The organism is Oceanicaulis sp. (assembly GCF_051859625.1).
GTDB lineage: Bacteria > Pseudomonadota > Alphaproteobacteria > Caulobacterales > Maricaulaceae > Oceanicaulis.
Window position 1 is genome coordinate 1,844,289 of record NZ_JBHYFH010000001.1, and the last position, 21,545, is coordinate 1,865,833.

General features: G+C 63.3%; 26 protein-coding genes. 11 read left to right on the plus strand and 15 right to left on the minus strand.

Annotation, left to right across the window (positions count from 1 at the left end):
* Positions 1 to 51: 51 nt before the first annotated feature.
* Positions 52 to 540 (plus strand): hypothetical protein, encoded by a 489-nt coding sequence (locus tag ACTIGF_RS08715; RefSeq protein ID WP_439636486.1) that lies wholly within the window; start codon positions 52 to 54, stop codon positions 538 to 540.
* Between the two features lie 153 nt (positions 541 to 693).
* Here ACTIGF_RS08715 and ACTIGF_RS08720 read toward each other — a convergent pair whose 3' ends face one another.
* Both ACTIGF_RS08720 and phaR read right to left on the minus strand, forming a co-directional pair.
* A complete protein-coding gene (locus tag ACTIGF_RS08720; protein WP_439636487.1) occupies positions 694 to 1,047 on the minus strand; it encodes a hypothetical protein in 354 nt (117 codons plus the stop codon).
* Between the two features lie 94 nt (positions 1,048 to 1,141).
* Positions 1,142 to 1,732, minus strand: coding sequence for a polyhydroxyalkanoate synthesis repressor PhaR (phaR, locus tag ACTIGF_RS08725; protein ID WP_439636488.1), 591 nt, complete (start codon positions 1,730 to 1,732; stop codon positions 1,142 to 1,144).
* 203 nt (positions 1,733 to 1,935) lie between these two features.
* On the opposite strand from phaR, the gene ACTIGF_RS08730 reads away from it, so the two are divergent.
* Together ACTIGF_RS08730 and ACTIGF_RS08735 are read left to right on the plus strand one after the other, a co-directional pair.
* Positions 1,936 to 2,658, plus strand: a complete 723-nt coding sequence (locus ACTIGF_RS08730; protein WP_439636489.1) for a beta-ketoacyl-ACP reductase — start codon at positions 1,936 to 1,938, stop codon at positions 2,656 to 2,658.
* A 70-nt stretch (positions 2,659 to 2,728) separates the two neighbouring features.
* Positions 2,729 to 3,460, plus strand: a complete 732-nt coding sequence (locus tag ACTIGF_RS08735; protein ID WP_439636490.1) for a DUF4908 domain-containing protein — start codon at positions 2,729 to 2,731, stop codon at positions 3,458 to 3,460.
* Positions 3,461 to 3,469: 9 nt separating this feature from the next.
* On the opposite strand, the gene ACTIGF_RS08740 is transcribed toward ACTIGF_RS08735, so the two are convergent.
* Positions 3,470 to 3,922 (minus strand): cupin domain-containing protein, encoded by a 453-nt coding sequence (locus ACTIGF_RS08740; protein WP_439636491.1) that lies wholly within the window; start codon positions 3,920 to 3,922, stop codon positions 3,470 to 3,472.
* 62 nt (positions 3,923 to 3,984) lie between these two features.
* Here ACTIGF_RS08740 and ACTIGF_RS08745 point away from each other — a divergent pair, with 62 nt between their 5' ends.
* Positions 3,985 to 5,106, plus strand: a complete 1,122-nt coding sequence (locus tag ACTIGF_RS08745; protein ID WP_439636492.1) for a hypothetical protein — start codon at positions 3,985 to 3,987, stop codon at positions 5,104 to 5,106.
* On the opposite strand, the gene gloB is transcribed toward ACTIGF_RS08745, so the two are convergent.
* Entirely contained in the window at positions 5,107 to 5,874 is a 768-nt protein-coding gene (gloB, locus tag ACTIGF_RS08750) for a hydroxyacylglutathione hydrolase (protein ID WP_439636493.1), read from the minus strand. It abuts the gene before it with no gap.
* A 104-nt stretch (positions 5,875 to 5,978) separates the two neighbouring features.
* On the opposite strand from gloB, the gene ACTIGF_RS08755 reads away from it, so the two are divergent.
* Entirely contained in the window at positions 5,979 to 6,764 is a 786-nt protein-coding gene (locus tag ACTIGF_RS08755) for a class I SAM-dependent methyltransferase (protein WP_439636494.1), read from the plus strand.
* Complete coding sequence (gene hisC / locus ACTIGF_RS08760; RefSeq protein WP_439636495.1) at positions 6,761 to 7,840, plus strand: histidinol-phosphate transaminase; 1,080 nt, start codon at positions 6,761 to 6,763, stop codon at positions 7,838 to 7,840. The genes ACTIGF_RS08755 and hisC overlap by 4 nt, the downstream gene beginning before the upstream one ends.
* 77 nt (positions 7,841 to 7,917) lie before the next feature.
* Here hisC and ACTIGF_RS08765 read toward each other — a convergent pair whose 3' ends face one another.
* From ACTIGF_RS08765 to ftsE, 5 genes are read right to left on the minus strand one after another with little or no spacing between them, the layout of a single operon-like run.
* Positions 7,918 to 8,961, minus strand: coding sequence for a DUF2125 domain-containing protein (locus ACTIGF_RS08765; RefSeq protein WP_439636496.1), 1,044 nt, complete (start codon positions 8,959 to 8,961; stop codon positions 7,918 to 7,920).
* A complete protein-coding gene (locus ACTIGF_RS08770) occupies positions 8,958 to 9,686 on the minus strand; it encodes a lysophospholipid acyltransferase family protein (protein ID WP_439636497.1) in 729 nt (242 codons plus the stop codon). Before ACTIGF_RS08770 ends, ACTIGF_RS08765 begins: the two co-directional genes overlap by 4 nt.
* 28 nt (positions 9,687 to 9,714) lie before the next feature.
* Positions 9,715 to 10,290, minus strand: a complete 576-nt coding sequence (locus ACTIGF_RS08775; protein ID WP_439636498.1) for a YdcF family protein — start codon at positions 10,288 to 10,290, stop codon at positions 9,715 to 9,717.
* Complete coding sequence (locus ACTIGF_RS08780; protein WP_439636499.1) at positions 10,281 to 11,183, minus strand: cell division protein FtsX; 903 nt, start codon at positions 11,181 to 11,183, stop codon at positions 10,281 to 10,283. Before ACTIGF_RS08780 ends, ACTIGF_RS08775 begins: the two co-directional genes overlap by 10 nt.
* The gene (gene ftsE / locus ACTIGF_RS08785) at positions 11,180 to 11,899 is read right to left on the minus strand and encodes a cell division ATP-binding protein FtsE (protein ID WP_439636500.1); all 720 of its coding nucleotides are present in this window, start codon (positions 11,897 to 11,899) and stop codon (positions 11,180 to 11,182) included. Before ftsE ends, ACTIGF_RS08780 begins: the two co-directional genes overlap by 4 nt.
* A gap of 68 nt (positions 11,900 to 11,967) precedes the next feature.
* Here ftsE and ACTIGF_RS08790 point away from each other — a divergent pair, with 68 nt between their 5' ends.
* On the plus strand, positions 11,968 to 12,870 hold the full coding sequence (locus ACTIGF_RS08790; RefSeq protein WP_439636501.1) for a zinc-ribbon domain-containing protein: 903 nt from the start codon (positions 11,968 to 11,970) through the stop codon (positions 12,868 to 12,870).
* 3 nt (positions 12,871 to 12,873) lie between these two features.
* On the opposite strand, the gene ACTIGF_RS08795 is transcribed toward ACTIGF_RS08790, so the two are convergent.
* From ACTIGF_RS08795 to argH, 3 genes are read right to left on the minus strand one after another with little or no spacing between them, the layout of a single operon-like run.
* A complete protein-coding gene (locus ACTIGF_RS08795) occupies positions 12,874 to 15,402 on the minus strand; it encodes a DUF4175 domain-containing protein (protein WP_439636502.1) in 2,529 nt (842 codons plus the stop codon).
* A gap of 47 nt (positions 15,403 to 15,449) precedes the next feature.
* Positions 15,450 to 15,647 (minus strand): LPS translocon maturation chaperone LptM, encoded by a 198-nt coding sequence (gene lptM / locus ACTIGF_RS08800; RefSeq protein WP_439636503.1) that lies wholly within the window; start codon positions 15,645 to 15,647, stop codon positions 15,450 to 15,452.
* Positions 15,644 to 17,098, minus strand: a complete 1,455-nt coding sequence (argH, locus tag ACTIGF_RS08805) for an argininosuccinate lyase (protein ID WP_439636504.1) — start codon at positions 17,096 to 17,098, stop codon at positions 15,644 to 15,646. Before argH ends, lptM begins: the two co-directional genes overlap by 4 nt.
* A gap of 57 nt (positions 17,099 to 17,155) precedes the next feature.
* Here argH and ACTIGF_RS08810 point away from each other — a divergent pair, with 57 nt between their 5' ends.
* The 3 genes from ACTIGF_RS08810 (at position 17,156) to ACTIGF_RS08820 (ending at position 18,889) form a co-directional block, all read left to right on the plus strand.
* The gene (locus ACTIGF_RS08810) at positions 17,156 to 17,749 is read left to right on the plus strand and encodes a TlpA family protein disulfide reductase (RefSeq protein WP_439636505.1); all 594 of its coding nucleotides are present in this window, start codon (positions 17,156 to 17,158) and stop codon (positions 17,747 to 17,749) included.
* Positions 17,750 to 17,819: 70 nt separating this feature from the next.
* Complete coding sequence (locus tag ACTIGF_RS08815) at positions 17,820 to 18,320, plus strand: hypothetical protein (protein ID WP_439636506.1); 501 nt, start codon at positions 17,820 to 17,822, stop codon at positions 18,318 to 18,320.
* Complete coding sequence (locus ACTIGF_RS08820) at positions 18,317 to 18,889, plus strand: hypothetical protein (protein WP_439636507.1); 573 nt, start codon at positions 18,317 to 18,319, stop codon at positions 18,887 to 18,889. The genes ACTIGF_RS08815 and ACTIGF_RS08820 overlap by 4 nt, the downstream gene beginning before the upstream one ends.
* A 59-nt stretch (positions 18,890 to 18,948) precedes the next feature.
* Here ACTIGF_RS08820 and ACTIGF_RS08825 read toward each other — a convergent pair whose 3' ends face one another.
* A complete protein-coding gene (locus ACTIGF_RS08825) occupies positions 18,949 to 19,188 on the minus strand; it encodes a helix-turn-helix domain-containing protein (protein WP_439636660.1) in 240 nt (79 codons plus the stop codon).
* Positions 19,189 to 19,193: 5 nt separating this feature from the next.
* Positions 19,194 to 19,697: a hypothetical protein gene (locus tag ACTIGF_RS08830; RefSeq protein WP_439636508.1), complete on the minus strand. Its 504-nt coding sequence runs from the start codon at positions 19,695 to 19,697 to the stop codon at positions 19,194 to 19,196.
* Between the two features lie 126 nt (positions 19,698 to 19,823).
* On the opposite strand from ACTIGF_RS08830, the gene ACTIGF_RS08835 reads away from it, so the two are divergent.
* A complete protein-coding gene (locus tag ACTIGF_RS08835; protein WP_439636509.1) occupies positions 19,824 to 20,525 on the plus strand; it encodes a lysostaphin resistance A-like protein in 702 nt (233 codons plus the stop codon).
* Positions 20,526 to 20,602: 77 nt separating this feature from the next.
* On the opposite strand, the gene ACTIGF_RS08840 is transcribed toward ACTIGF_RS08835, so the two are convergent.
* On the minus strand, positions 20,603 to 21,544 hold the full coding sequence (locus ACTIGF_RS08840) for an electron transfer flavoprotein subunit alpha/FixB family protein (protein WP_439636510.1): 942 nt from the start codon (positions 21,542 to 21,544) through the stop codon (positions 20,603 to 20,605).
* Position 21,545 lies beyond the last annotated feature (1 nt).

The window sequence follows — 21,545 nt, forward strand, 5'->3', positions numbered from 1 at the left end:
CGAAGTCTTCGGCGTCGGTGGTGGACGGGCGACGGGGATAGGAGAACGGTCATGACCGGTCCGACGGGTTCAGGTGTCGCAGTGGGGCTCGCCAGCTCTGAAGCGCAGGTACAACAGAGCGGGGGGCTCAACGTGTTTACAATTTTTCCGAAATTACTCATTCCCATGGCGGTTTACGCTTTGGTCGCCTACAGCGACGCCTTTTTCGGCGGCGAGGGCGCATCCATGCTGACCAACCCGCTGTTCACCCTGGGCCTGCCCAGCGACGAATGGGCGGTGTCCGCCTCTGACCTGATCCTGACGCTGGCTCTGGTCATGCTGTTCATCGAAATGGTGGGATCAGCCAGCTCGGGGACGTCGTCCTTGCTCAATCACGGCCTGTCCATGGCGACCTTGCTGGTGGGCATTCTGCTGTTCTTGCTGGTTCCGGTCTTCGCCACCTCAACCTTCTTCCTGCTCATCGTGATGAGCCTTCTGGACGTTGTGGCGGGCTTCACCGTGACGGCGATCTCGGCCCGACGCGACCTTGGCACGGGCTAGCCTTCACGCGTTTTTGATTCAGGCAAGCTGTTGGGATCAGGGATCAAGCGCTCAGGCTGCTTCAGATCATCACGAACAATAGCGCGAGCACCCAACAGCCGTCCCAGAGCGGGCTGAACCGGTCCTGCAGATTATTGAGGGTGTAGAGGCCGCTCATGCCGACCGCTCCTCGCCGCGTGCGGCGGGCTGGCGGATCAGGCCTTGCTGGGCGCTGTCATAGGCGCGGGCGTACCGGGCGCGCTCGCTGGCGTCTGCCCGAAGGCCGCGCCGCGGATGCGGGAAGTCCGCCTGCACCTGAACGCCCATGGCGCTTGTTGCGCGCGAGATGGCGGGTTGAGGGGCCGGGGCTGCGTCAGGCTGGGCGCGACGGTCCGGACGCCCTTTTGTGCGGCGATCCTCACGCCGGCTTGGCGCGCCCGGCGTTGCAGGCTGGACCTGATCAGCGCGGGACGCGGCGGGCGCGGGCAGCGCCAGACGGCGCGGAGAATTGGAGCCAGAAACAAACATGACCTGGACCGAGCAAGGTCCAGGCCAGTTTTAACGCTTCGTTTACGTCTCTAAACGCGCCATTTACCGTGTTGGCGTTTCAAAACGGAACGGATCAGTTCTTGTCCGCCAGCTGATCAAGCTTTTGACGCATGGCTTCCAGCTCATCGCGCAAGGACTGCACATCATCGCTGCGCGGATTGCCGGAGGCGGGGGGCGCGTCGCCCATGGCGGCGCCGGTGGAGAAGGGGGTGAACATCGACATCGCCTGCTGGAACATCGCCATGTTCCGCTTGGTTTGTTCTTCCAGCATGGCCATGGAATTGCCGCCCATCGCATCCCCCATGGCGCCCGTCATCTTGTCGCGCATGGCCTGATGCTGACGCGATAAGGTGTCCATGGACATCTGAAGATAGCTGGGAACCATGGATTGCATCGAGTCGCCGTAAAACGAGATCAGCTGACGCAGGAACTCCACCGGAAGCAGCGTCTCGCCCTTGGACTCTTCTTCAAAGATGATCTGGGCCAGAACGCCGCGCGTCAGATCGTCTCCCGACTTGGCGTCGATGACCTTGAAGTCACGGCCTTCCCGAACGAGTTCACGCAGATGGTCCAGCGTCACATAACGACTTGCGGACGTGTCGTATAAGCGCCGGTTCGCATATTTCTTGATGGTTACGACGTCAGACTTCTTGGTCTCAGTCACGCGGTGTCCTCCCTAAGATCCCTCTAGTACTCCGATAGTCCCACAACATCCGGCTCGACTCAGCTGCAATTCAACGTCATTAATCAAGGGGGCGGCGCCAGGGGTCGGAGTGTGGCGGTCACAACTGGATTGCTGCGCGCGCCACATTGTTATGCTGCGCAGCATAACCCGGTTTGGGTCTGAAGGACAAAGGGGAATTCGTGATGCGCCGAACAGCTTTGGTGACAGGTGGGACGCGGGGGATCGGGCGCGCGATTTCAATTGCGCTGAAAGCGGCGGGATACTCTGTCGGCGCGAACTATGCCGGCAATGATGAAGTCGCGGCCGGATTCACCGAAGAGACCGGCATTCCAAGCTTCAAATGGTCAGTCGCCGATTACGATGCGTGCGTTGAGGGCCTCAAAGAGGTGGAAAGCCAGCTGGGTCCTGTGGACGTGCTGGTCAACAACGCCGGCATCACCCGTGACGCGCCCTTTCACAAAATGTCGCCTGAGCAATGGCGAGAGGTGATCGACACCAACCTCAGCGGCGTCTTCAACATGACCCATCCGGTATGGCCGGGCATGCGAGAGCGCGGCTTTGGACGCATCATCACGATTTCTTCGATCAATGGTCAGAAAGGCCAGTTCGCACAGGCCAATTATTCCGCCGCCAAGGCCGGTGATCTTGGGTTCACCAAAGCGCTGGCCCAGGAAGGCGCGCGCAAGGGCATCACCGTCAATGCGATCTGCCCAGGCTATATCGCCACTGAAATGGTGATGGCGGTCCCTGAGGATGTGCGCAAGCAGATCATCTCCACAATTCCTGTGGGGCGCTTGGGCGAAGCGCAAGAGATCGCGCGTTGCGTGGTGTTCCTGTCCTCTGACGATGCGGGGTTCATCACCGGCTCCACGCTGACGGCCAATGGCGGCCAGTATCTGACCTAACTGTGATCCGTCGCAGACACACCTTGCTTGCGCCTCGAAATCGCCCTGAAGCGGCTTACACTCCATCGCCATGAAACGTGGTATTTTTGGCCTTCTTGCTGTCAGCGTCGGGCTTTGCGCGCTGGCGACTGCAGAAGGCGTCGCTCAACCCAACCCGTTCCGGCGCATGCTGGGGCAGGAGGTGCAGACCGTGGAGCGCTCGTTATGGTTCGAGCGTGCCGACGGTCGTGGCGGCTTCATTTTTGATCGCTCGGCGCGCATGCCGCTGATCCAGGCGGACAGCGATGATGAAGTGCTGGCCGTGCACCAGGCGCGTGCAGCGGGCGGCGGCGAAGTCTGGCTGACCGATACGGGCCGCGTGATGTTGCGTCAGTCCAATCTGGGCGGCTGGACCTATTTCCCATCGGACCGACCTGACGGCGTAATCGTGGAGCCGGTCGGGCAGGCGCGGGGTTTTGAAGTCCAGCCTATCGAAGACAGCGCGCTGGAACGCGCCGCGACCGAAATGGCGCAAGCGCTCGCCGAGCTGTCGCGCAATGAAGTGCGCGCTGAGCTGACCGCGCTCGACCCTGAAGGCAACGCCTATATGGCGGACGCCATGCGGATGGTGCAGCGGGGCGCGGACCTGGCGCCGCGGCGCACTGTCCGTGACTTGCAAGTGGTGCGGCTGGGCGTGGGCGAGCGTCCGCGCGTCACCTATGACGGACAGGTTCTGGACATCTCGATCACGCCGTCCATGGGCTATGGCGGTCGGCCCAGCTCGGCCCTGATCCGACAGAGCTTTGAAAGCCAGAACCGCTAGCAGGGCGTGTCAGGGCGCGCCGTCCGGGCCGGGGCGCCAGTCCTTCGGCGCCATTTCAAATCCCTCAAATTCAAATCCAGGCGCGACCAGGCAACTGACCAGCGTCCAGGCGCCCAGGGATTCCGCTGTCTGCCAGGCGTGGGGCGGAATGATGTGTTGCGGGCGTTCCCCGGATCGCAGATTGGGGCCCAGCCTTTGATTGCGTGCGGTGACCCCATCCTCGCTCCAGCTTAATGACAGGGGGGCGCCCGCCTGCCAGAGCCAGGTTTCGGAGGCGTCGACCTTGTGCCAGGCCGAGACCTGATCAGCGGCGAGCAGAAAATAGATCGCCGTGAAACGCGCTCGGCCGTCCGAACCCGGCGCGGCGCGATGGGTTTCGACATAATGGCCGCCCTCAGGGTGAGGCGTCATGCCGAGCATGCGAATGATCTCGTTCACGCCCAGATCGCCGGATTGCGTCATGATGCACTTCCTTTTGGCCTGAATATTGCAAAACGTTCTCAGAGTAGAACAGGTACAGGTCCATGGCCCAGAACACGTTCGGAAAACTGAAATTGCTCAAATCAGGCGGCTCGACAAGCCGTGTGATTGATTTGTTGTCGGTTCACGAACGCTCCGGCCCGCTGGGCATGACCAGCAAGACCGCCATGTTCAACACCAAACGCCTCAATACCAGCTTCATTGTGAAACACACTTTGCGGCCTTGGGAGCGCGAACAGCTGAGCGGCGCCCGCATCTCCGCCACCAAGATCATCATCCCGATTTCCGAACGTAATCTGGATACGGGCGGTCACAGTATTTTCGTCGAGGACCCGGCGCTTGATGAGAAACTGAGCAGCCATCTGGGCGTATCGCGCGCCTTGCCGCGTTTCCGCGATGACATCACGCGCCTGCGCGAGCTGGCGAAGCTGCCGTCTTTTGATCCGTATCTCTTGTTTGATCACTTTCGTTTGGCGAAACGGCCGGTGTCTGACGCCTATTTTGAAATGAGCGAGCGTGAGCTCAGCGCCATCAGCGAATTTGTGGCCGGCCAGATCAATCTTCTGGTTCGCCGGGCGATGAACTCAGACCAGGATGGCTCTCTGGCCAAGGCGCGCAAACTGGCGTCGACCCTGTTTGAGGATCATACCTCCTCCAAGCTCGATGTGTTGCGTCTGGCGCTGAATATGTCGCCCGAACAGTATCGTGACGGCGTCAACGGCTGGAAGGGCACGCTGTACTATTGCTGGCGCGCGGGCAGCTGCAATACGGAACTGTCCGATTTCATCGCATCCCTGAAGCAGCTCAATCTGGGACAGCTGAACGCCGGTGACCGCGATGAGTATCGCCAGGCTATGGGCGGCATCGCCCGGCTGGCGGGTCAGCGCTGGGCGCGGGTGCAAAACCGCCTGTCACAATACCACGACCAGTTTTCGCGCTTCATAAAGGATGGCGACGGCGCCGCCTTGTCGCAATTTCTGATCATGGCGCCGGACATGTTTGTCGAGATGGGCGAGGATATGAGCCGCATCCAGCATGTGTGCGCCTCCTGGCGGTTTTGGGTCGGGGACCGGGAACCGGCCGACCTGCCGGTCGCCGAAGCACGAAGCCTGCTTGAGGATTTCGACGCTGCGCTCAGCCTGGAGCCGCACGCTCAGGCGGCCTGATCAAAAAGCGTCCTTGCGCCGACGAAGCTCTGCGAAAACCTGCGCATCGCTGGCTGACTGCAGACCAAGACGGTCGCGCAAGCCTTCATCATCCCATCTCAGGAACGGATTCGCCTCGCATTCCGCCGCCAGAACGGTGGGAACGGTCGGCTGATCATCCGCACGCAGGGCGTCCACGCGGCGCGCATAGCTTTGCAGGGCCTGATTGTCGGGATCGACGCTCAATGCAAAACGGGCGTTGGCCTGTGTGTATTCATGGGCGCAGTAGATCACGGTTTCCGGCGGCAGATTGCGCAATCGCGCCAGTCCGGCCTGCATTTGCTCGGGCGTGCCTTCAAACATGCGTCCGCAGCCCAAGGCGAACAGGCTGTCGCCGACAAAAGCCACGCCCGCATCCTCGAACCAGTAGGCGATATGGCCCAGCGTATGGCCGCCCACATCAATCACCTGCGCGCGCTCATTGCCCAGCATCACTGTGTCGCCTGGGCTGACCGGCTGATCCACATGACCAATTGTGGCCTGTTCGGCGCGCGGCGCGATGATCTGCGCGCCGGTGGCTTTGGCGATGGCGGCGTTGCCGCCGGCATGGTCCCAGTGATGGTGCGTGTTCCAGATGGCCGTGATGGGCCAGTCCAGCGTTTGCGCTTCCTCCAGGATCACATCGGCTTCGGGCGTGTCGATAACAGCGACCGCGCCGGTTTCAGAACACCGGACCAGAAAGCCGTAATTGTCCTGAAGGCAGGGAAACTGCCGGATTTCGAGCGCCATGAGGCCGCCTTTCACAGATTGGACTCTATGAATAGAGCCAAGCCTTACCCAGATGTATGCAAGAGCCTAGCATGGGGCTGAACCCTGTTTCCATGAGCTGACTGATGCGAACCGACGCGCTGGACATCGCCCGCTTTTACCGCACGCCGCCCGGTCGGGCGGCGCGCGACATGGTGCAGCGCCGGATCCAGGCGCTCTGGCCCAATGTGGACGGGCTGGACATGCTGGGTTTTGGCTATGCGCCGCCTTTTCTTGAGCCGTTCAGAGCCAGCGCGCGACGCACCATCGCCTTCATGCCCGCCGCTCAGGGCGCGGTTCCCTGGCCGTCCCAGGGCGTCGGCAAGGGCGGACTGACCATGCTGGGCGATGAACAGAGATTTGGTTTCAAGGAAGCCCTCTTTGATCGCGTCATCCTGGTGCATGCCCTTGAAGAAGCAGCCGATCCGGCGCGGCTGCTGCGTGAGGTATGGCGGGTCATGGCCCCTGAGGGACGATTATTGGTGATCGCCGCGCATCGCTCAGGATTGTGGTCCCGTGTGGATTCCACCCCGTTCGGCCATGGCCGCCCGTTTTCGCGCAGCCAGCTTGGGGGCTTGCTCAGCGACGCCTTGTTTGAACCGGTCGCCTGGTCACGCGCGCTCTACGCGCCGCCCTGGCGGTTCGCTTGCGGCCCGAAGACCGTGCGCGCGTTTGAATCGACGGGCGAACGGCTCTGGCCGGCCTTTGGCGGATTGATCCTGAGCGAGGCGGTCAAACATGTGGGCGCGGTCCGTCCGGGCGGCGCGACGCAGCGTGTGCGCAGAAACAGCCTTGAAGGCGCGACAAGGCCCGCGCTATCTCCTCGCTCAGATACGACCTCGCATTCAGATGAGCAGAAAGGCGCATCATGACGCTTCAGCCCCGTCCCGGTCTTCTCGACATCAAACCCTATGTGCCCGGCGCCGCTGCGCCCGAGGGGGCGGTGAAGCTGTCCTCCAACGAGAACGCGCTGGGGTGCAGCCCGAAAGCCGCCGAGGCGTTCAAGGCGTCGGCGAGCGTTCTGCATACCTATCCGGACGGCGGCGCCACCGCGCTGCGAGAAGCCATCGCCAAGGTGGAGAACATCAAGGCTGAGCAGATCGTCTGCGGGGCCGGTTCGGATGAATTGCTGCAGCTGATCGGCAAGGCCTATCTGGCGCCGGGCGACAAGGTCGTCCAAAGCCAGTACGGGTTTCTGGTCTATCGCCTGGTGGCGATGCAATCGGGCGCCGAGATCGTCTCCGCTCCGGAAAAGCATTACACGGCGGATGTGGATGCGCTGATCGAGACGGCGGGCGACGACGCCAAGATCGTTTTCCTGGCCAACCCCAACAATCCCACCGGCACCTGGATTCCGGGCTCGGAAATCCGCCGCCTGCGTGCAGGCCTGCCAGACTCCACGCTGCTGGTGATTGACTGCGCCTATGGCGAGTTTGTCGACGCGCCGGACTATGAAGATCCGCTGGCGCTGGTGGATGAGTACGACAATGTGGTCGTCACGCGCACCTTCTCGAAAATTCATGGCCTCGCCGGCCTGCGTTTGGGCTGGATGTATGGTCCCAAAGAGGTGGTGGACGTCATTCACCGCGTCCGCGGCCCGTTCAACGTCAACCTGCCCGCGATCGAGGCCGGGGTTGAAGCGATCCAGGATGCGGAGTTCGTCGCGAAATCAAAAGCCCATAACGACCAGTCTCTGGCCTTCCTGACCCAGCAATTGGGCGGGCTCGGGTTCGAAGTGACGCCGTCGGTGTGCAATTTCGTGCTGGTTCATTTTCCCGAAACGCCGGGCAAGACCGCCGATGACGCCAATACATTCCTGGCCGAACGCGGCCTGATCGTGCGCGGCGTGCAGCCTTATGGCTTGCCGAACGCTCTTCGCATCTCGGTGGGTCTGGAAGAGCACAATCGTGCGGTCGTGGACGCGCTTGAGGCTTTCGCCAAGGGCTAGGCGATCATCCCTGATCCAGCGAAAAACCCCGGACGGTCACCGTCCGGGGTTTTTTCATGGGGCAAAGTCGGGGGCGCTTAGTCCAGCGCGCCCAGATCGCCGATCCTTGCGGGTCCGAGGAACAGACCGCCATCTTGCAGCAGGAAGGGCAGGGCGATGCCGTCATCGCGTCGCGGCGCCATCATCGCGGCGAGGCGCAAAGCGGCGCCCTGTTCGTCATAGACCAGCCGGGCGTCTTCCAACGCGGTGATCAGGCTTTCTGGATCAGACACCACAACGCTCAGCCGTCCGGCCGGGCGAATCTGACGGTCCAGGGCCACTTCGCCAGACCCTGTCAGCGCCGCCGGGCCCCAGTCCAGGCGCGTCTGGCGTATGATCAGACGTCCGTCCGCACGGGTCCAGGCCAGCGGATCTCCCGCCAGCGACAAGGTGTCAAACTCGGTCAAGACACTGTCGAGCTGGTAGAGCTGGACGGTGTCTCCAAAAGCGGCCTGAAGCGGGTTGTCCAATCGGGAGTCGTCAAAGCGCAGGCCTTCCACGATGATCCCGCTCAGAAATTCACCGGTTTCAGTGATGCGGCCCGTCATGGCGACCCGCTCTATCGCCGAGGCGAGCGGTTGCGGCCCTGACAGCGCTTGCACCTGGAGCGCTGTGATCTCAGCGCCAATCTGGCGGGTGACGCCGTTCCGCGTGATCAGGCTGAACCGAGCCTGCTCGCTGAGCAGTTCGTACTGCGCAGGCTCCCCTTTGACGGCTGTGTCCAGCACGACGCGCTCGTTCAGGCCGACGATCCAGTGGTTGAGATTGTAGAACTGGGCGCTGGCGGTGGCGTGATCGACGGCGATGCGCCAACCGCCCGCGTCCGCTGGCGCGGCGACCTCATTGTCTGACAGATGCAGGGTGAAGCGGAACGGATAGCCGCGCACAGTCATCGCGCTGTAATTGATAGCGTATCCCGCTTCGATCCTGTCCTCGATCCAGGCTTGCGCCGATTGATGGATCTGGCCGGACATCAAGACCCAGTAGATGGCATGCACGACAATGGCGACCGCCAGCAGCCCGAAAGGCACGTAGAGGCCAAGCCTTGACGGCGGTGTGTCGGTGGCCGGTTTGCCGATCATGCTGCGTCTTTCCTGGGGGTGTCCGACAACAGCGCGTCGGACGCCGTTTCAATCCGGGTTTGCAGTTCGGCCATGAAGGCGTCTTTGCCAAGCCCTGGCGCTATGGCGGGCAGGAACTCGACAATGATCAAGCCGGGTTTGCGCACAAAGCCGTGGGGGGGCCAATACAGGCCCGAGTTTAGCGCCACGGGGATGCAGGGCGTCTTCATGGCGTTGTAAAGCCCAACCACGCCGGGTTTGTAGGTGTCGTGCGCGCCGGGTTCCAGCCGCGTGCCTTGCGGGAAGATCACCACCTGTCGACCTTCAGAAGCCCGCTCCCGCGCTTGCTTGAGCATGTTGCGCAGAGCCTTGGCCCCGGCGGCGCGATCCACTTTGATGTTTTTGAGCTTCATGGCGTACCAGCCGAAGACGGGCAGGTAGGACAGCTCTTTTTTCAAGATGATCGCGGGATCGTCGAGGATCGCCCAGAACGCCAGGGTTTCAAACATGGACTGGTGTTTGGAGGCGATCAGCGCGCCGCCTTCAGGCAGGTGCTCGCGACCGCGCACTTCGTAACGAATGCCGCAGATCCAATGCAGGCCGCCGAACACCAGGCTCAGATAGAGCCGCATGCAGGCCTTCACGCCAGCGCGCGGACCCAGCAGGAACGGGGCGCACGCAATCCCCATCACCAGCATCAGCCCGTACATCCAGAATACAAAGATCGCAGACCTGAGTGCGGCCACAAACATCTCCTTGATAGTTCAGATGGGCTTAAAGCGTGCGAAAGCGCTCACGTCCATAGACGGCGGCGTATTTTACATACTCAACCATCCAGCGCCGGGCTTCGTGGCCGCCGCTCCAGGGCGCCGGCGCCGGCACGCCATAGGCGCTCAGGCGCACATCCGGCATGGCCGCCTGCAGCTCCAGCAGCGCTCGCGGCATATGATAATCGCTGGTCACCACGATCAGATGCTCATAGCCGTGCGACCGCGCCCAGGCGGCGGTCTCGGCCGCATTGCCCATGGTGTCCGCCGCCTGAAGCCCGATATCCACGCAGCACTCGAATAAATCTTCTGACGCGCCGGCGGCGGCGGCGATGTCGGCTGGCGGGCTGTCCGGATTCACCCCGGAAATCAGCAGGCGGCCGCCCGAGCCGTCTCGCAGCAAAGCGGTGGCGGTGCTGACCCGGTTGGGGCCGCCCGTCAGAACCACGATGGCCTCTGCGTTGACCGTAAGCTCGGGGGTGAAGGTGCGCGCCTGGCGTACGAACAGGGCGAAGCCCACCACAAAGGCGGTCAGCAGGATGAACGCTGTGAGGCGCAAGAACCGGCCACTGCTCATATCCATCGCGCCTTCAAATCGCTTGAGACTGCGGAGCGCGCCGCCAGGGCGGCGATCAGCGCCGCAATCAGGGCGGCCAGCGGCGGGATCAGCAAGGCGCTCCAACCCAGCTCCAGCGTGGGAACAAAGAACAAACCGCCCGACGCCGCGCCCGCTTGCGCCAAGCCCAGCGCGGCGAGCGCTGCGGCGACCGAGCCGGCCAGTCCTGACTTCAGGCCAAGAAAGAAGAAACGTTCCTGAAACAGACCGGTGACATAGCGGTCCGGCGCGCCCACAAGATGCAGGGCTTCCGCCACATCCCAACGCGCGGCGAGCGAGGCGCGGGCGGCGAAGGCGACCACGGCGGCGGCGGCGACAGTCAGCAGCAGCACGAGCCCCAGGGCGAAATAGCGCACGGCGTTGGCGGCGCGCTGCACCGCATCTTCCCAGCGTTGATGGTCATCGACCAGAATTTCATAGGGCTCATCAGATAACAGGGCTTCAATCGCGCCTGTGGCCGGTGGAGCCTCCGCATCAATCTGAACCGCGACCAGACGCGGGATCGGCAGGTCTTCAGGCAGGTCCGCCGAGCCGAGCCAGGGGCTGACCAGGCGCTCGGCCTCAGCCCGGTCCAGCGCGGTCACCCCTGTTACGCCGGGCAGGCGGGCGATCGCCTCCGCCGCCGCAACGGCGTCCGCATCGGCGTCCCGCCCATCGCCGGGCAGGATCTGAACCGTGATTTCGGCGGTCAGCTGATCGGTCCAGCCATCCGCGGCGCGCCAGGCGCCCGCCGCGCCAAAGGCGGAGAGACAGGCGAGAAAGACCAGAATGGCCGCCACGGCGAACAAGGGCCGATCCCGCCCCGAATCGGGGGGCAGCAAGGGGGCGACGCGTGGAGATTTGCTCTGCTTTTCACTCATGCGGCGCGCACCTTGCCCACAAGACGACCATCTGACAGCTCCAGCACCGGGGCGTTCAGGCTGTTGACCAAAGTCAGGTCGTGGGTGGCCATCAGAACGGTCGCGCCCAGCCGGTTCAGCTCGACAAACAGGCGGAGCAGACGGCGCGCCATTTCCGGATCCACATTGCCGGTGGGCTCGTCCGCGATCAGCAGATCCGGCTTTGAGATGACGGCGCGCGCGATGGCGGCGCGCTGTTGTTCGCCGCCAGACAGGGTCGAGGGGAAGGCGTCCATACGGTCGCCCAGCCCAACCCAGGCGAGCAGTTCGGCCACATCCTCGGCATAGGCGGCGCGCGCCTGTCCCGCCACGCGCAGCGGCAAGGCGACATTGTCAAACACGGTGAGGTGGTCGAGCAGACGGAAATCCTGAAACACCACGCCGATTCGCCGGCGCAAGGTGGGCAGGGCGTCGCGCGGCAAGAGCGACGCGTCGCGCCCGAAGAGTGTGATCAACCCGCGCGAGGGGCGTTCAGCGCGATAAATAAGTCGCAACAGCGAAGACTTTCCAGCGCCGGACGGACCGGTGAGGAAATGGAAACTTCCGCTTGGTAAATCAAAGCTAAGGTCGCTGAGCACTTCGGGGCCCCGACCATAGCGCATGCCCACGGAATCAAAGCGCACCGTCGTCTCACTGGCTTGAGCTTCGGGCGTCATATCGTTCGGGTCTGAGCTCATGGGTCTGGGGTACCGCAGCTTGGCGAGAATTCGAAGTCGACTATGCAGGACAAGCGAGGCGTCCGTCCATGATCGTGACCTGTCCCAGCTGCGAGGCGAAATATCGCGTGGATGCAGCAGCCCTGGCCGCACGCGGCAATAAGGTGAAGTGCGCCGCCTGCGCACACTCCTGGGTCGTGGAAGATGAAGGTCTGACGCTGAACGAACCTGTGGAGCCGAGCCTTGACGTGAACGAGGCGGCGCCAGAGCCTTCTGCTGCGGAGTTTGATGAAGAGCCCGCGCCCTCCATCCGGGAAAAACCGGCCGCCGCCGTGCGCGCCCGCGCCGAACAGCAGCGCCGCAAGCAAGCCATGGCCGTTGAAGGCGCAGGCTGGGCCGGGGTCGCCGCCTGTGTCGCGGTCGCCCTGATCAGCGCGGTGATTTTTCGCGTCAATATCGTTGAGACCTGGCCGCGAACCGCAGGCGCCTATGCGGCGGTGGGCATGGACATCAACCCCTACGGCCTGGAAGTGGGCATGCTGACCGCCAGCTTTGAAGAGGGCGGGCTGTATGTGGAAGGCGTGCTGGAAAACATCACAGGCGGGGAACGCCCGACCGTGCCGCTCAACGCCCGTGTGCTTGATTCACATGGGGCGGTTCTGAACAGCTGGCCGGTGCAGCTGGACTCCGCGGCTCTGCCGGCAGGCGGCGCAGAGCGGTTCTACACCCATCTCGAGGCCGTTCCCGAAGGCGCGGTCCGGGTGGAGGTGATCATCGCGCAAGAGGGTGTGTCTGAGCATCAAGGCCCTGCCGCTCATGATGCCGCTGCAGATGAAAGCCATCCGGCGCCCGCGTCTCATGATCAGAACGGCGCCGACACTCATGGCGCGCAGGGCGATGGTCACGATACGCCGGCACATGACGACGGCCATGGCGCGTCAGATCAGGGCGAGCCCCATCAGGCCGAGCCGCATGCAACCGGTCATCATTAAAGCCTAGAAGCGTTCCAGCAGGCGGTCGATATAATCGAGCTCTTCCTGGGGGCGACCGCGTTCAGCGGCGCGGCGACGCAATTCTTCCAGGATATCGCGGGCGCGTTGGCGCTCGCTCTCGCTGGGCAGGGTCGTGTCCTGACCCTCGGCGGCGCCGCGGCCGAGCGGATCTGAGCCGTCGCCATCCTCGCCCTGGCTCAACTCGTCTTCCAGCGCCTGGGCGGCGGACTGGGCCGTGCTGCGCAGCCCTTCCAGAGCTTCATCCTGCAGGGCCAGCGCGTCTTCGCCGTTTCCTTCGCGCAGGGCGCGGGCGGCGCCTTCCATGGCGCGGCGGGCGTCATCAAGCGCCTGACGCGCCTCTTCCCCGGCTTCGCCGCCGGGCAACGCATCGTCCACATCGCCTAAACCGCCGGGCAAATCTTCCTGAGGGTCGGCCAGATCGCGCAGGCCCGGGCCAGCGCCATCATCCTGACGTTCAAAACTCTGTTCGCCGTCATCCACAGATCCGCCGCGCTCGGCCTCGCCCGGCGCCAGCGGATCAGACAAGGGATCACGGCCCGACTCGCCGTTCTGGCCCTGTTGGCTGTCACGCTGGGCGTTGAACGTGTCTTCCATCAGACCACGTTGCTCGGTGATGGTGTCGCTCAGCTCTTCCAGCGCTTCGCGCAGGGCCTGCGCCGCAGCGCTTTCCCCCTCGCCGTCGCCATCGCCCTGACCCAGGGTCACCTGCATGTTGCGCAGAAGTTCAGCGAGCATGGCCAGCGCCTGACGCGAGCCTTGCGTATCGCCAAGCTCCGTCGCTTCGCGCAGGGCTTCAAGCAGCTGTTCGAGCATGTCCGCGCTCATGCCGCCGCCTCCGCCGCCCTCGGCGAAGCGGCCTGCTTCAGCGGCTTCACGCATTAAAAGCTGCATATAACGGTCCATGGCCTGCTCGAACGCATCAAGCAGGGCGGAAATCTCGATCTGGTCCGCCCCGCGCGCCAACGCATCCGCCAGAGCGCGTTCAGCGGCGGCGAGGGCGGCTTCCGCATCGGCGAGACTGCCCAGCTCCGCACGCAAGGCGATCTCCCACAGATCGCTTTCCATATGATCAAGTTCGCCCAGCTCACGCGCCCGGCGCACTTCCATCAAGGCGGTGCGCAGTCCCATCCAGACAACGGGATCGTCAAAATAGCGCGGCGGGGCGTCGCTGGCCGCGTTGAGCGCCAGGGCCAGCCGCTGAACTTCATCCGGCGCGCGTTCCAGACGGCGGCGCGGCTGGTCGTCCAGAAAGCCGGTATTGCGTGGCGGCCCGTCGGGCATGGCCGCATAATCGTTTGAGACCTGAAGAAAGCGACGGCGTTCGCCAGCGACCGAGCGGGCCAGCGGGTTCAGAAATACGCGCTGGGGCAGAGTGATCGTCATCTCGCCGCTTTGCCCGCGCTGCCCAGCGCCATCCACGCCCGCCAGTCGGATCACCACGCGCTCGCCCGCCAGCGGATCGCGCGACAAGTCGATCTCGGCCAGGCTCAGACCGTCCTCCTCGGAGGGGCGGATCTGGCCGGGGCTGATCTCATAGCGCTTGAAGTCTGAGACGGTCGCGCCGTCGCTGCCCGGCGCCTCGGCGTATTCAAGATAAATCGTCTCCAGCCCGTAATCATCTTCGGCGACGAATTCGAGTTTGAGACGGCCCTGAGCATCACCTTCAGGTTCGGCCGCGAAGGTCAGATGGGGCGGGGTATCCTCGATCAGGGTCAGCTCAACGCTTTCGCGCAAGCGCCCGGCGCGCAGGCTGATCACGCCATCTGATTGAGGTTCGATGCGCGCCAGTTGCACGCCGTCTGACAGGGTTTCGGTGCTCGACGGCGCGCCGGAAATGCTGGGCGCTCTGTTCAGCCCGGCGATGCGGGCGAACAGCACCGAGCCTTCAGGGATTTCAGCGCTGCGCCGGTCACGCAGGAACAAGGCGGGTCGATTGGTGTACTCCGGCGCCTCGACCCACAGATCCACGCGCGCATCCTGCCCGCCGCCCGCCAGAAGGCGCGGCGCAAAAGCGTCCGACAGGCGCGGGCCCGCCAGCTCGCCGGACAGGAACACGCCGGTGATCAGCACCAGGATCAGGCTGGCGCGCAGACCATAAGGATCTAGTCGGCCCCAGGCCGATTTGGGCCGGCGCGCATGGGCGTGATCGAGCCGGGCCTGCATGCGGGCGATATGCGCATCCCACAGGGCGGGGTCCCCTGAAGCGGGCGCATCGCGCAGTGCTTCGAACGGGCGGTCCGCCAGGCCGCTATCGTCCTCGATCCGGCGTTCGATTTCGGTCTGATCGGGCCAGGAAAAGGCGGGCAGGCGCCAGCGGATAAAGGCGGCGGCGCCGCCAAGGGCCAGCGCCAGGCTGATCAGGCGCCATGGATCGCCCAAGCGCTCGAAAACGCCAAACACCGCCAGGGTCAGATACAGGCCCAGCAACGCCGCCGGGCCGATCAGCACCGGGGCGGCGCGCTCCCATAAAAGCGCGGCGCGGGCTCTAAAGAAGGCGGTAGCGCGTCGCATGGTGAGAAAGCTAGACCGTCAGGGGCGGCTTTGCACGGGGGAATGGCCTAGCGCGTTTGCTCACTTGCAGTGGACTCGCCTTCGGCGTTTTCCGCCGGTTCATCGCTCTCATAGGCGCGCTCGTCCGCAGTGCGTTCATCCGCGCCCCAGAAGGGCGGCGGGCGTTCAAGATCGCCGCGAATGCCGCAGCCTGACAGCACCAGCGCCGCCGCGAAGCCCAGAAAGGCGAGGGTCAGTCGTTTCATGCCATCTCTCCATCATCGCCGGTGTCATACAGGTCCATCTCAAACTCGAAATGCTCCTGCCAAGCTTTGACCTGTTCCATAACCCGGACCGGGGCGGTGCCGCCATAGCTGGTGCGGCTTTCCATGGACGCGCGCGCGGACAGGACCGAAAAGACCCGGTCGTCGATCTTCGGCTCGATCGCCTGATAGTCTGACAGCGGCAGATCCTTGAGCGGCAGGCCTTTGGCTTCGGCGGCCTTTACGGCTGAACCAGAGACATGGTGGGCGTCGCGGAAGGGCATGCCCAGCTCGCGCACCAGCCAGTCGGCGAGATCCGTGGCGTCGGAATAGGATTCCCCCGCCGCCGCTTCCAGCGTCTCGCGATTAAAGCTCAGATCGGCCGCCATGCCGGTCATCGCCGCAATGGCGAGCGCCAGATCGTCAAACGCGTCAAAGACCAGCTGCTTGTCTTCCTGCATGTCCTTGGAATAGGCCAGCGGAAGCCCCTTGCAGACGATGATCAGGCCTTGCAACGCGCCGGAAATCCGGCCCGGCTTGGCGCGCACCAGCTCGGCGGCGTCCGGATTGCGCTTTTGCGGCATGATCGAGCTGCCGGTGGAGAAGGCGTCGGTCAGCTGGGCGAAGCCGAACCGGCCCGACGTCCAGAGCACGATTTCCTCGGCGAAGCGCGACAGGTTCACCGCCGTGATGGCCGCAGCCGCCAGCGCTTCCAGTGCGAAATCACGTGACGACACCGCGTCCAGCGAGTTCGCCATCGGCACGTCAAAGCCAAGCGCGGCGGCGGTCATGCTGCGATCAATCGGGAAGGCGGTCCCGGCCAGCGCCGCAGCGCCCAGCGGACTTTCATTCAGACGATCACGGGCGTCCAGAAGCCGGCCGCGGTCGCGTTCCGCCGCTTCGACCCAGCACAGAAGGTGGTGACCCAGAGAAATCGGTTGCGCCGTCTGAAGATGGGTGAAGCCCGGCATCACCCAGTCGGCATGGGTTTCGGCCTGTTTGACCAGCGCTTCTTGATAGGCGCGCAAACCCTTGGCGGCGTCATCAAGCGCGCCGCGCAGCCAGAGGCGGAAATCGGTCGCGACCTGGTCATTACGCGAGCGTGCGGTATGAAGACGTCCCGCAGGCGCGCCGATCTTTTCTCGCAGCGCCGCCTCGATATTCATGTGGACGTCTTCAAGCTCGGGCTTCCACTCAAAATCCCCGGCGATGATGTCATCGCGGATGGCGATGAGGCCGGACGAGATGGCATGCTCGTCCTCGCTTGAAATCACGCCGCAGGCGGCCAACATCCGGGCATGGGCGAGGGATCCGGCGATGTCCTGTTCAAAAAGCCGTTTGTCCACGTCCACAGACGCATTGATCGCTTGCATCACGGCGGAAGGTCCGGCGTTAAATCGGCCGCCCCAGATGCCGCTGGCTTTTGCGTTCTGGGATTTTACATCTTCGGTCATGGGCGATGCGTCCTTGGGCGGGGTTCTGCAGCGGAACCGGTAGAAAAGAGGGTCGCTATGAAAGCGCCGAGTTTGAAAACAGGCATTCTCACAGTCGGCGCGATTGGCGTGCTGGGCATCCTATACGTCATTTCCAGCGCGCTTGTCAGTTCCACTCATGGTCCGCTCGACAGTTATGCCGTTGGCGCAATGTCAAAGTTCCGCACCGTGCCCGAAGCGCCCGAGCAACCGCGCAATACGCTGATCACTGGCGAGGGCGAGGAAATCACCCTGGCGGACAAGCGCGGGAAGATCGTGCTGGTGAACTTCTGGGCGACCTGGTGCGCGCCTTGCGTGGTCGAGATGCCTTATCTCAACGATCTGCAAGGAGCGTACGGCTCGGACGAGTTCGAGGTGGTGACCATCTCCATGGATCGCCGGATCGAAGAGCCGCAGGCCTTTTTTGAAGAGCATGAGCTGGATCATCTGAACTTTTATTTTGATCCCGGCATGAGCATCGCTTTCGGCGTGATGGGCAGCGCCAATCGCGGCCTGCCGCTCACCATTCTCTATGATCGCAACGGGATCGAGATCGGCCGGGTTGCGGGCGAGGCCGAGTGGAACAGCCCCGAAGCCTACGCGCTTATCGAGGCGGCGCTGGAGCGGTATTAACCCGGCTTCACTTGCCTTTTGCGCGATGAAGCGTCCCCAATGAGGCTTTCAGTCTGGGGAGGACGGTCTCATGAAAACTCTGCTGATCGCTGGCGCGGGCGTCGCCGCACTGGGCTGGGCGATGCCTGCGCACGCTCAGGAGACGCCGGGTGAAGCCGTCGAGGCTCTGTATGACGTGATATCCGGCCCGGTCGGCGAGGCGCGGGACTGGGATCTGTTCCGCGCGATGTTCCTGGACGGCGCTCAGATGACCGTGCTGGCGCCCATGCCCGACGGCGGGGAGCGCGTTGTGACCCTGACCATCGAGGACTATGTCAGCCGCAATGCTGAGCGTTTATCCGAGATGGGCTTCACCGAAGCCGAGACCCGGCGACAGACGCATGTCTATGGCGGCCTCGCCACGATCCTCAGCGCCTATGAGGCCACCCGCGCTGATACTGATGAGACGGTTGCGACAGGCGTGAACACCATCGTGCTGGCGCGGCAGGACGGGGTGTGGAAAATTGCGAGCCTGGCCTGGCGGTCGGAGACTCCGGACTGGCCGGTTGAACGGGCGTTTGATGTAGAATGACGGCATCTCAGGATATTGAAGCGGCTGAGGCCCTGTTTGATCAGGCCCAGAAACAGAATGGCGTACTCGCTATCCTTCGTTCAGCGTTTAATCTCGGCGCTCTGATCGGCTTCAACGCCAGAACGCGCAATAATCGCGTGAAGGCTCTAAGGCGCTCAAATCAGTCAAAGATGCTGGCGCAAGGGCTCTCAGGCCTTGGGGCCGCGGGGCTGTCTTATTTCAACGGCCTGGCGGTTGTGAACAAGGAGCAGGCCGAGGCGGCGTTCCGGTATACGGCCATCGTCAATTTCACGGCGCCGATAACGGTTCTCGTGATCTTCAACCAGATCATTGAGGGCGGGCTTATAGGTGTATATCAGACGGCCTCGGAGTTTGATGGTTGGGCGTTCACCGCGTTGGCGGCGTCCTTCATGACCATTGTGACCGGTGTGATTTCCTACGCTTATATCGGCGCCCAGATGGCCCGCGACATCCTGCACCTGGCCACTCTGGAACAGGCGCGACGGGGCGGCTTCAGCGCAGCTGCGCCAGACGAGGATGACGGGATGGTCGAGCCGGCCGATCCGTAGTCTGGCGTCCAGAAACAGAAGGCTCGCCGGTAGAGCGCGCGTTCGAGGCGCTTTCGCGTCTAGTCCTGGGGCGTGTCGGAAGGCTCTTCGGAGGGACCGGGCACGTAATCGAGAATGTCGCCGGGTTTGCAGTCGAGATACTCGCACATCATCTCGAGATTCTTGAACCGGATGCCCTTCAGTTTGCCGGACTTGAACAGGGACAGGCTGGTTTCGGTGAGGCCCAGATGTTTGGCGAGATCCTTGGACTTCACCTTTCGTTTGGCCAGCATGACGTCGAGATTGATGATCAGGGGCATGGCGGTCACAGAAACTGCTGGTTTTCAGACAGGGCGTCCTGCCCGCGTCTGAGCTCACGACAGACCAGAAACAATACAAGGCTGATCGCAAGAAAAGTCAGGGACTGCATGTCCAGCACGAGCGCGATGCCAACGGCGCCCGCGCGCCAGTTGGCGAGACTTGCGAGCAGGACGTCTCCGATCACACTCAGTCCGGCATAGACCGCCAGACCCAGCGCCAGCCGGGTGATCGCGCTGATGACGGCGTCGGGGCGTTCCTGCGCCGTGTCGAGGGCGCGGACCGCGCCGCGCAATAGCCAGAGCACGGTCAGTAGCGCCGCCGTGGTCAGACTCGTCAGGATGAAATCGCTCAGGCCAAGGTGCGGGCCAGACGCGCCCAGGCTGTAGACGACCTGGAACCAGCTGCTGTCGAGATTGAGCGCGGCGCCCAACCAGTACGACAGATGCGCGAGCAGGACGAGCGCGGCCCAAAGCAGAATGCCCGCTTGCAAAAGACGTGACCGAGACATGCTGGGAATCCAACTTCGATTGACATAAATTTAAATGCGATTTAAAGAAATCGCAATCCGGCAAAGAGATGCGAGGTAAGCTCGCACAGCCGGTTGGTTGTGTCGAACAGAAAAACGAGATCAGACATGAACGGTCAGGTTCAGCTGCGTGAAGCGGCTTTGAGCATCGTCGCCATCATCGGCGGCTATTTCCTCGTGGGCTACGCCCTCAAATTCACCCTCGGACATGCCGCCATAGGCGGTTACGCCATTTCCTGGAGCGTCTGGGCGTCGTTGATCCTGTCGCTCGGGGTGATGGGGTTCGTGTGCAAACGCCGCGGTTCGCTGGACAGTCTGGGTCTGTCGCGTCCGCGCTCGATCCTCAAGGGCGGGCTGACCGGCCTTGTGGGCGGGGCGCTGATCCTGGCCGGGGTGGCGCTGCCGGTCTCCCTTCTGAGTGCGGCCGGGCTGATCAGTCCGCCTGAGGGCGCGTCCTCGCTTCTGGTGGAGGGGCCGAACGCCCAGCTCAGTCTGGCGCTGTCGCTGGCGGTCATGTGGATCAACGCCGCCTTTGGCGAAGAGCTCTTGTTTCGCGGTTTTCTGATGAATACGCTGATGCGGGCGCTGGGAGACACCCGCCGGGCCGGGGTCGCGGCGAGCCTGATCATCGCTCTGGCCTTCGGCGTGATGCATATGCCCTCCCAGGGGCTTTATGGCCTGGTGGTCACCGGCATTGTGGGCTTCCTGATGGGATTGCTGTTCCTGTTCGGTAAACGCAATCTCCTGCCGGTCGTCATCGCGCACGGGCTGATCAACACGGTGAGCATGATCGCGGCTTCCGCCGGCTAAGGCTCAGCGGGTAGAAAGCACAAAAAACCCCGGAAGCGCCGCTTCCGGGGTTTTCTGTTTTCAGCTGAAGCCGCGGCCTAGTAGCCGACTTTCTCGAGCTCGGCTTCGAACGCTGGAACAGCGTCGAAGAGGTCGGCGACGAGGCCGTAATCGGCGACGGAGAAGATCGGGGCTTCCTCGTCCTTGTTGATCGCGACGATGACCTTGGAGTCCTTCATGCCGGCCAGGTGCTGGATCGCGCCGGAAATACCGACGGCGATGTACAGCTCAGGCGCGACGACCTTGCCGGTCTGACCGACCTGATAGTCGTTCGGCACGAAGCCCGCATCCACAGCGGCGCGCGAGGCGCCGACGGCGGCGTTGAGCTTGTCGGCGACCTTTTCGAGAATGGCGAAGTTCTCGCCATTGCCCATGCCGCGACCGCCGGAGATGACGATCTTGGCGGCGGTCAATTCCGGACGATCCGATTTGGACAGCTCTTCGGAGACGAACTCGGAATTGGCGGAAGCCGCAGGCGCGTCGAGGCTTTCCACGGACGCCGAACCGCCATCACCTGCCTTTTCAAACGTGGTCGGGCGGACGGTGATGACCTTCTTGGCGTCGTTGGATTTGACCGTCAGCATCGCATTGCCCGCATAGATCGGACGCACGAAGGTGTCGGCGCTTTCAACGGCGGTGATGTCGGAGATCAGCATCACGTCGAGCTTGGCGGCGACGCGCGGCATGAAGTTCTTACCCACGGTCGTCGCCGGGGTGAGAATGGCGTCGTAATCACCAGCGATGGAGACCACGACGGCTTCCATGGCTTCGGCGAGCTTCTTCTCGAGCGTGTCGGAGTCCGCGTGCAGCACCTTGGAGACGCCGTCCAGCTTGGCGGCGGCGTCGGCAACAGCGCTCGCGCCCTTGCCGGCCACCAGAACATGGATGTCGCCGCCGATCTTGGAGGCCGCAGTCACAGCGGCGCGCGTGGCGTCGTTGAGTTCCGCGTTGTCGTGCTCAGCAATAACCAGAACAGTCATT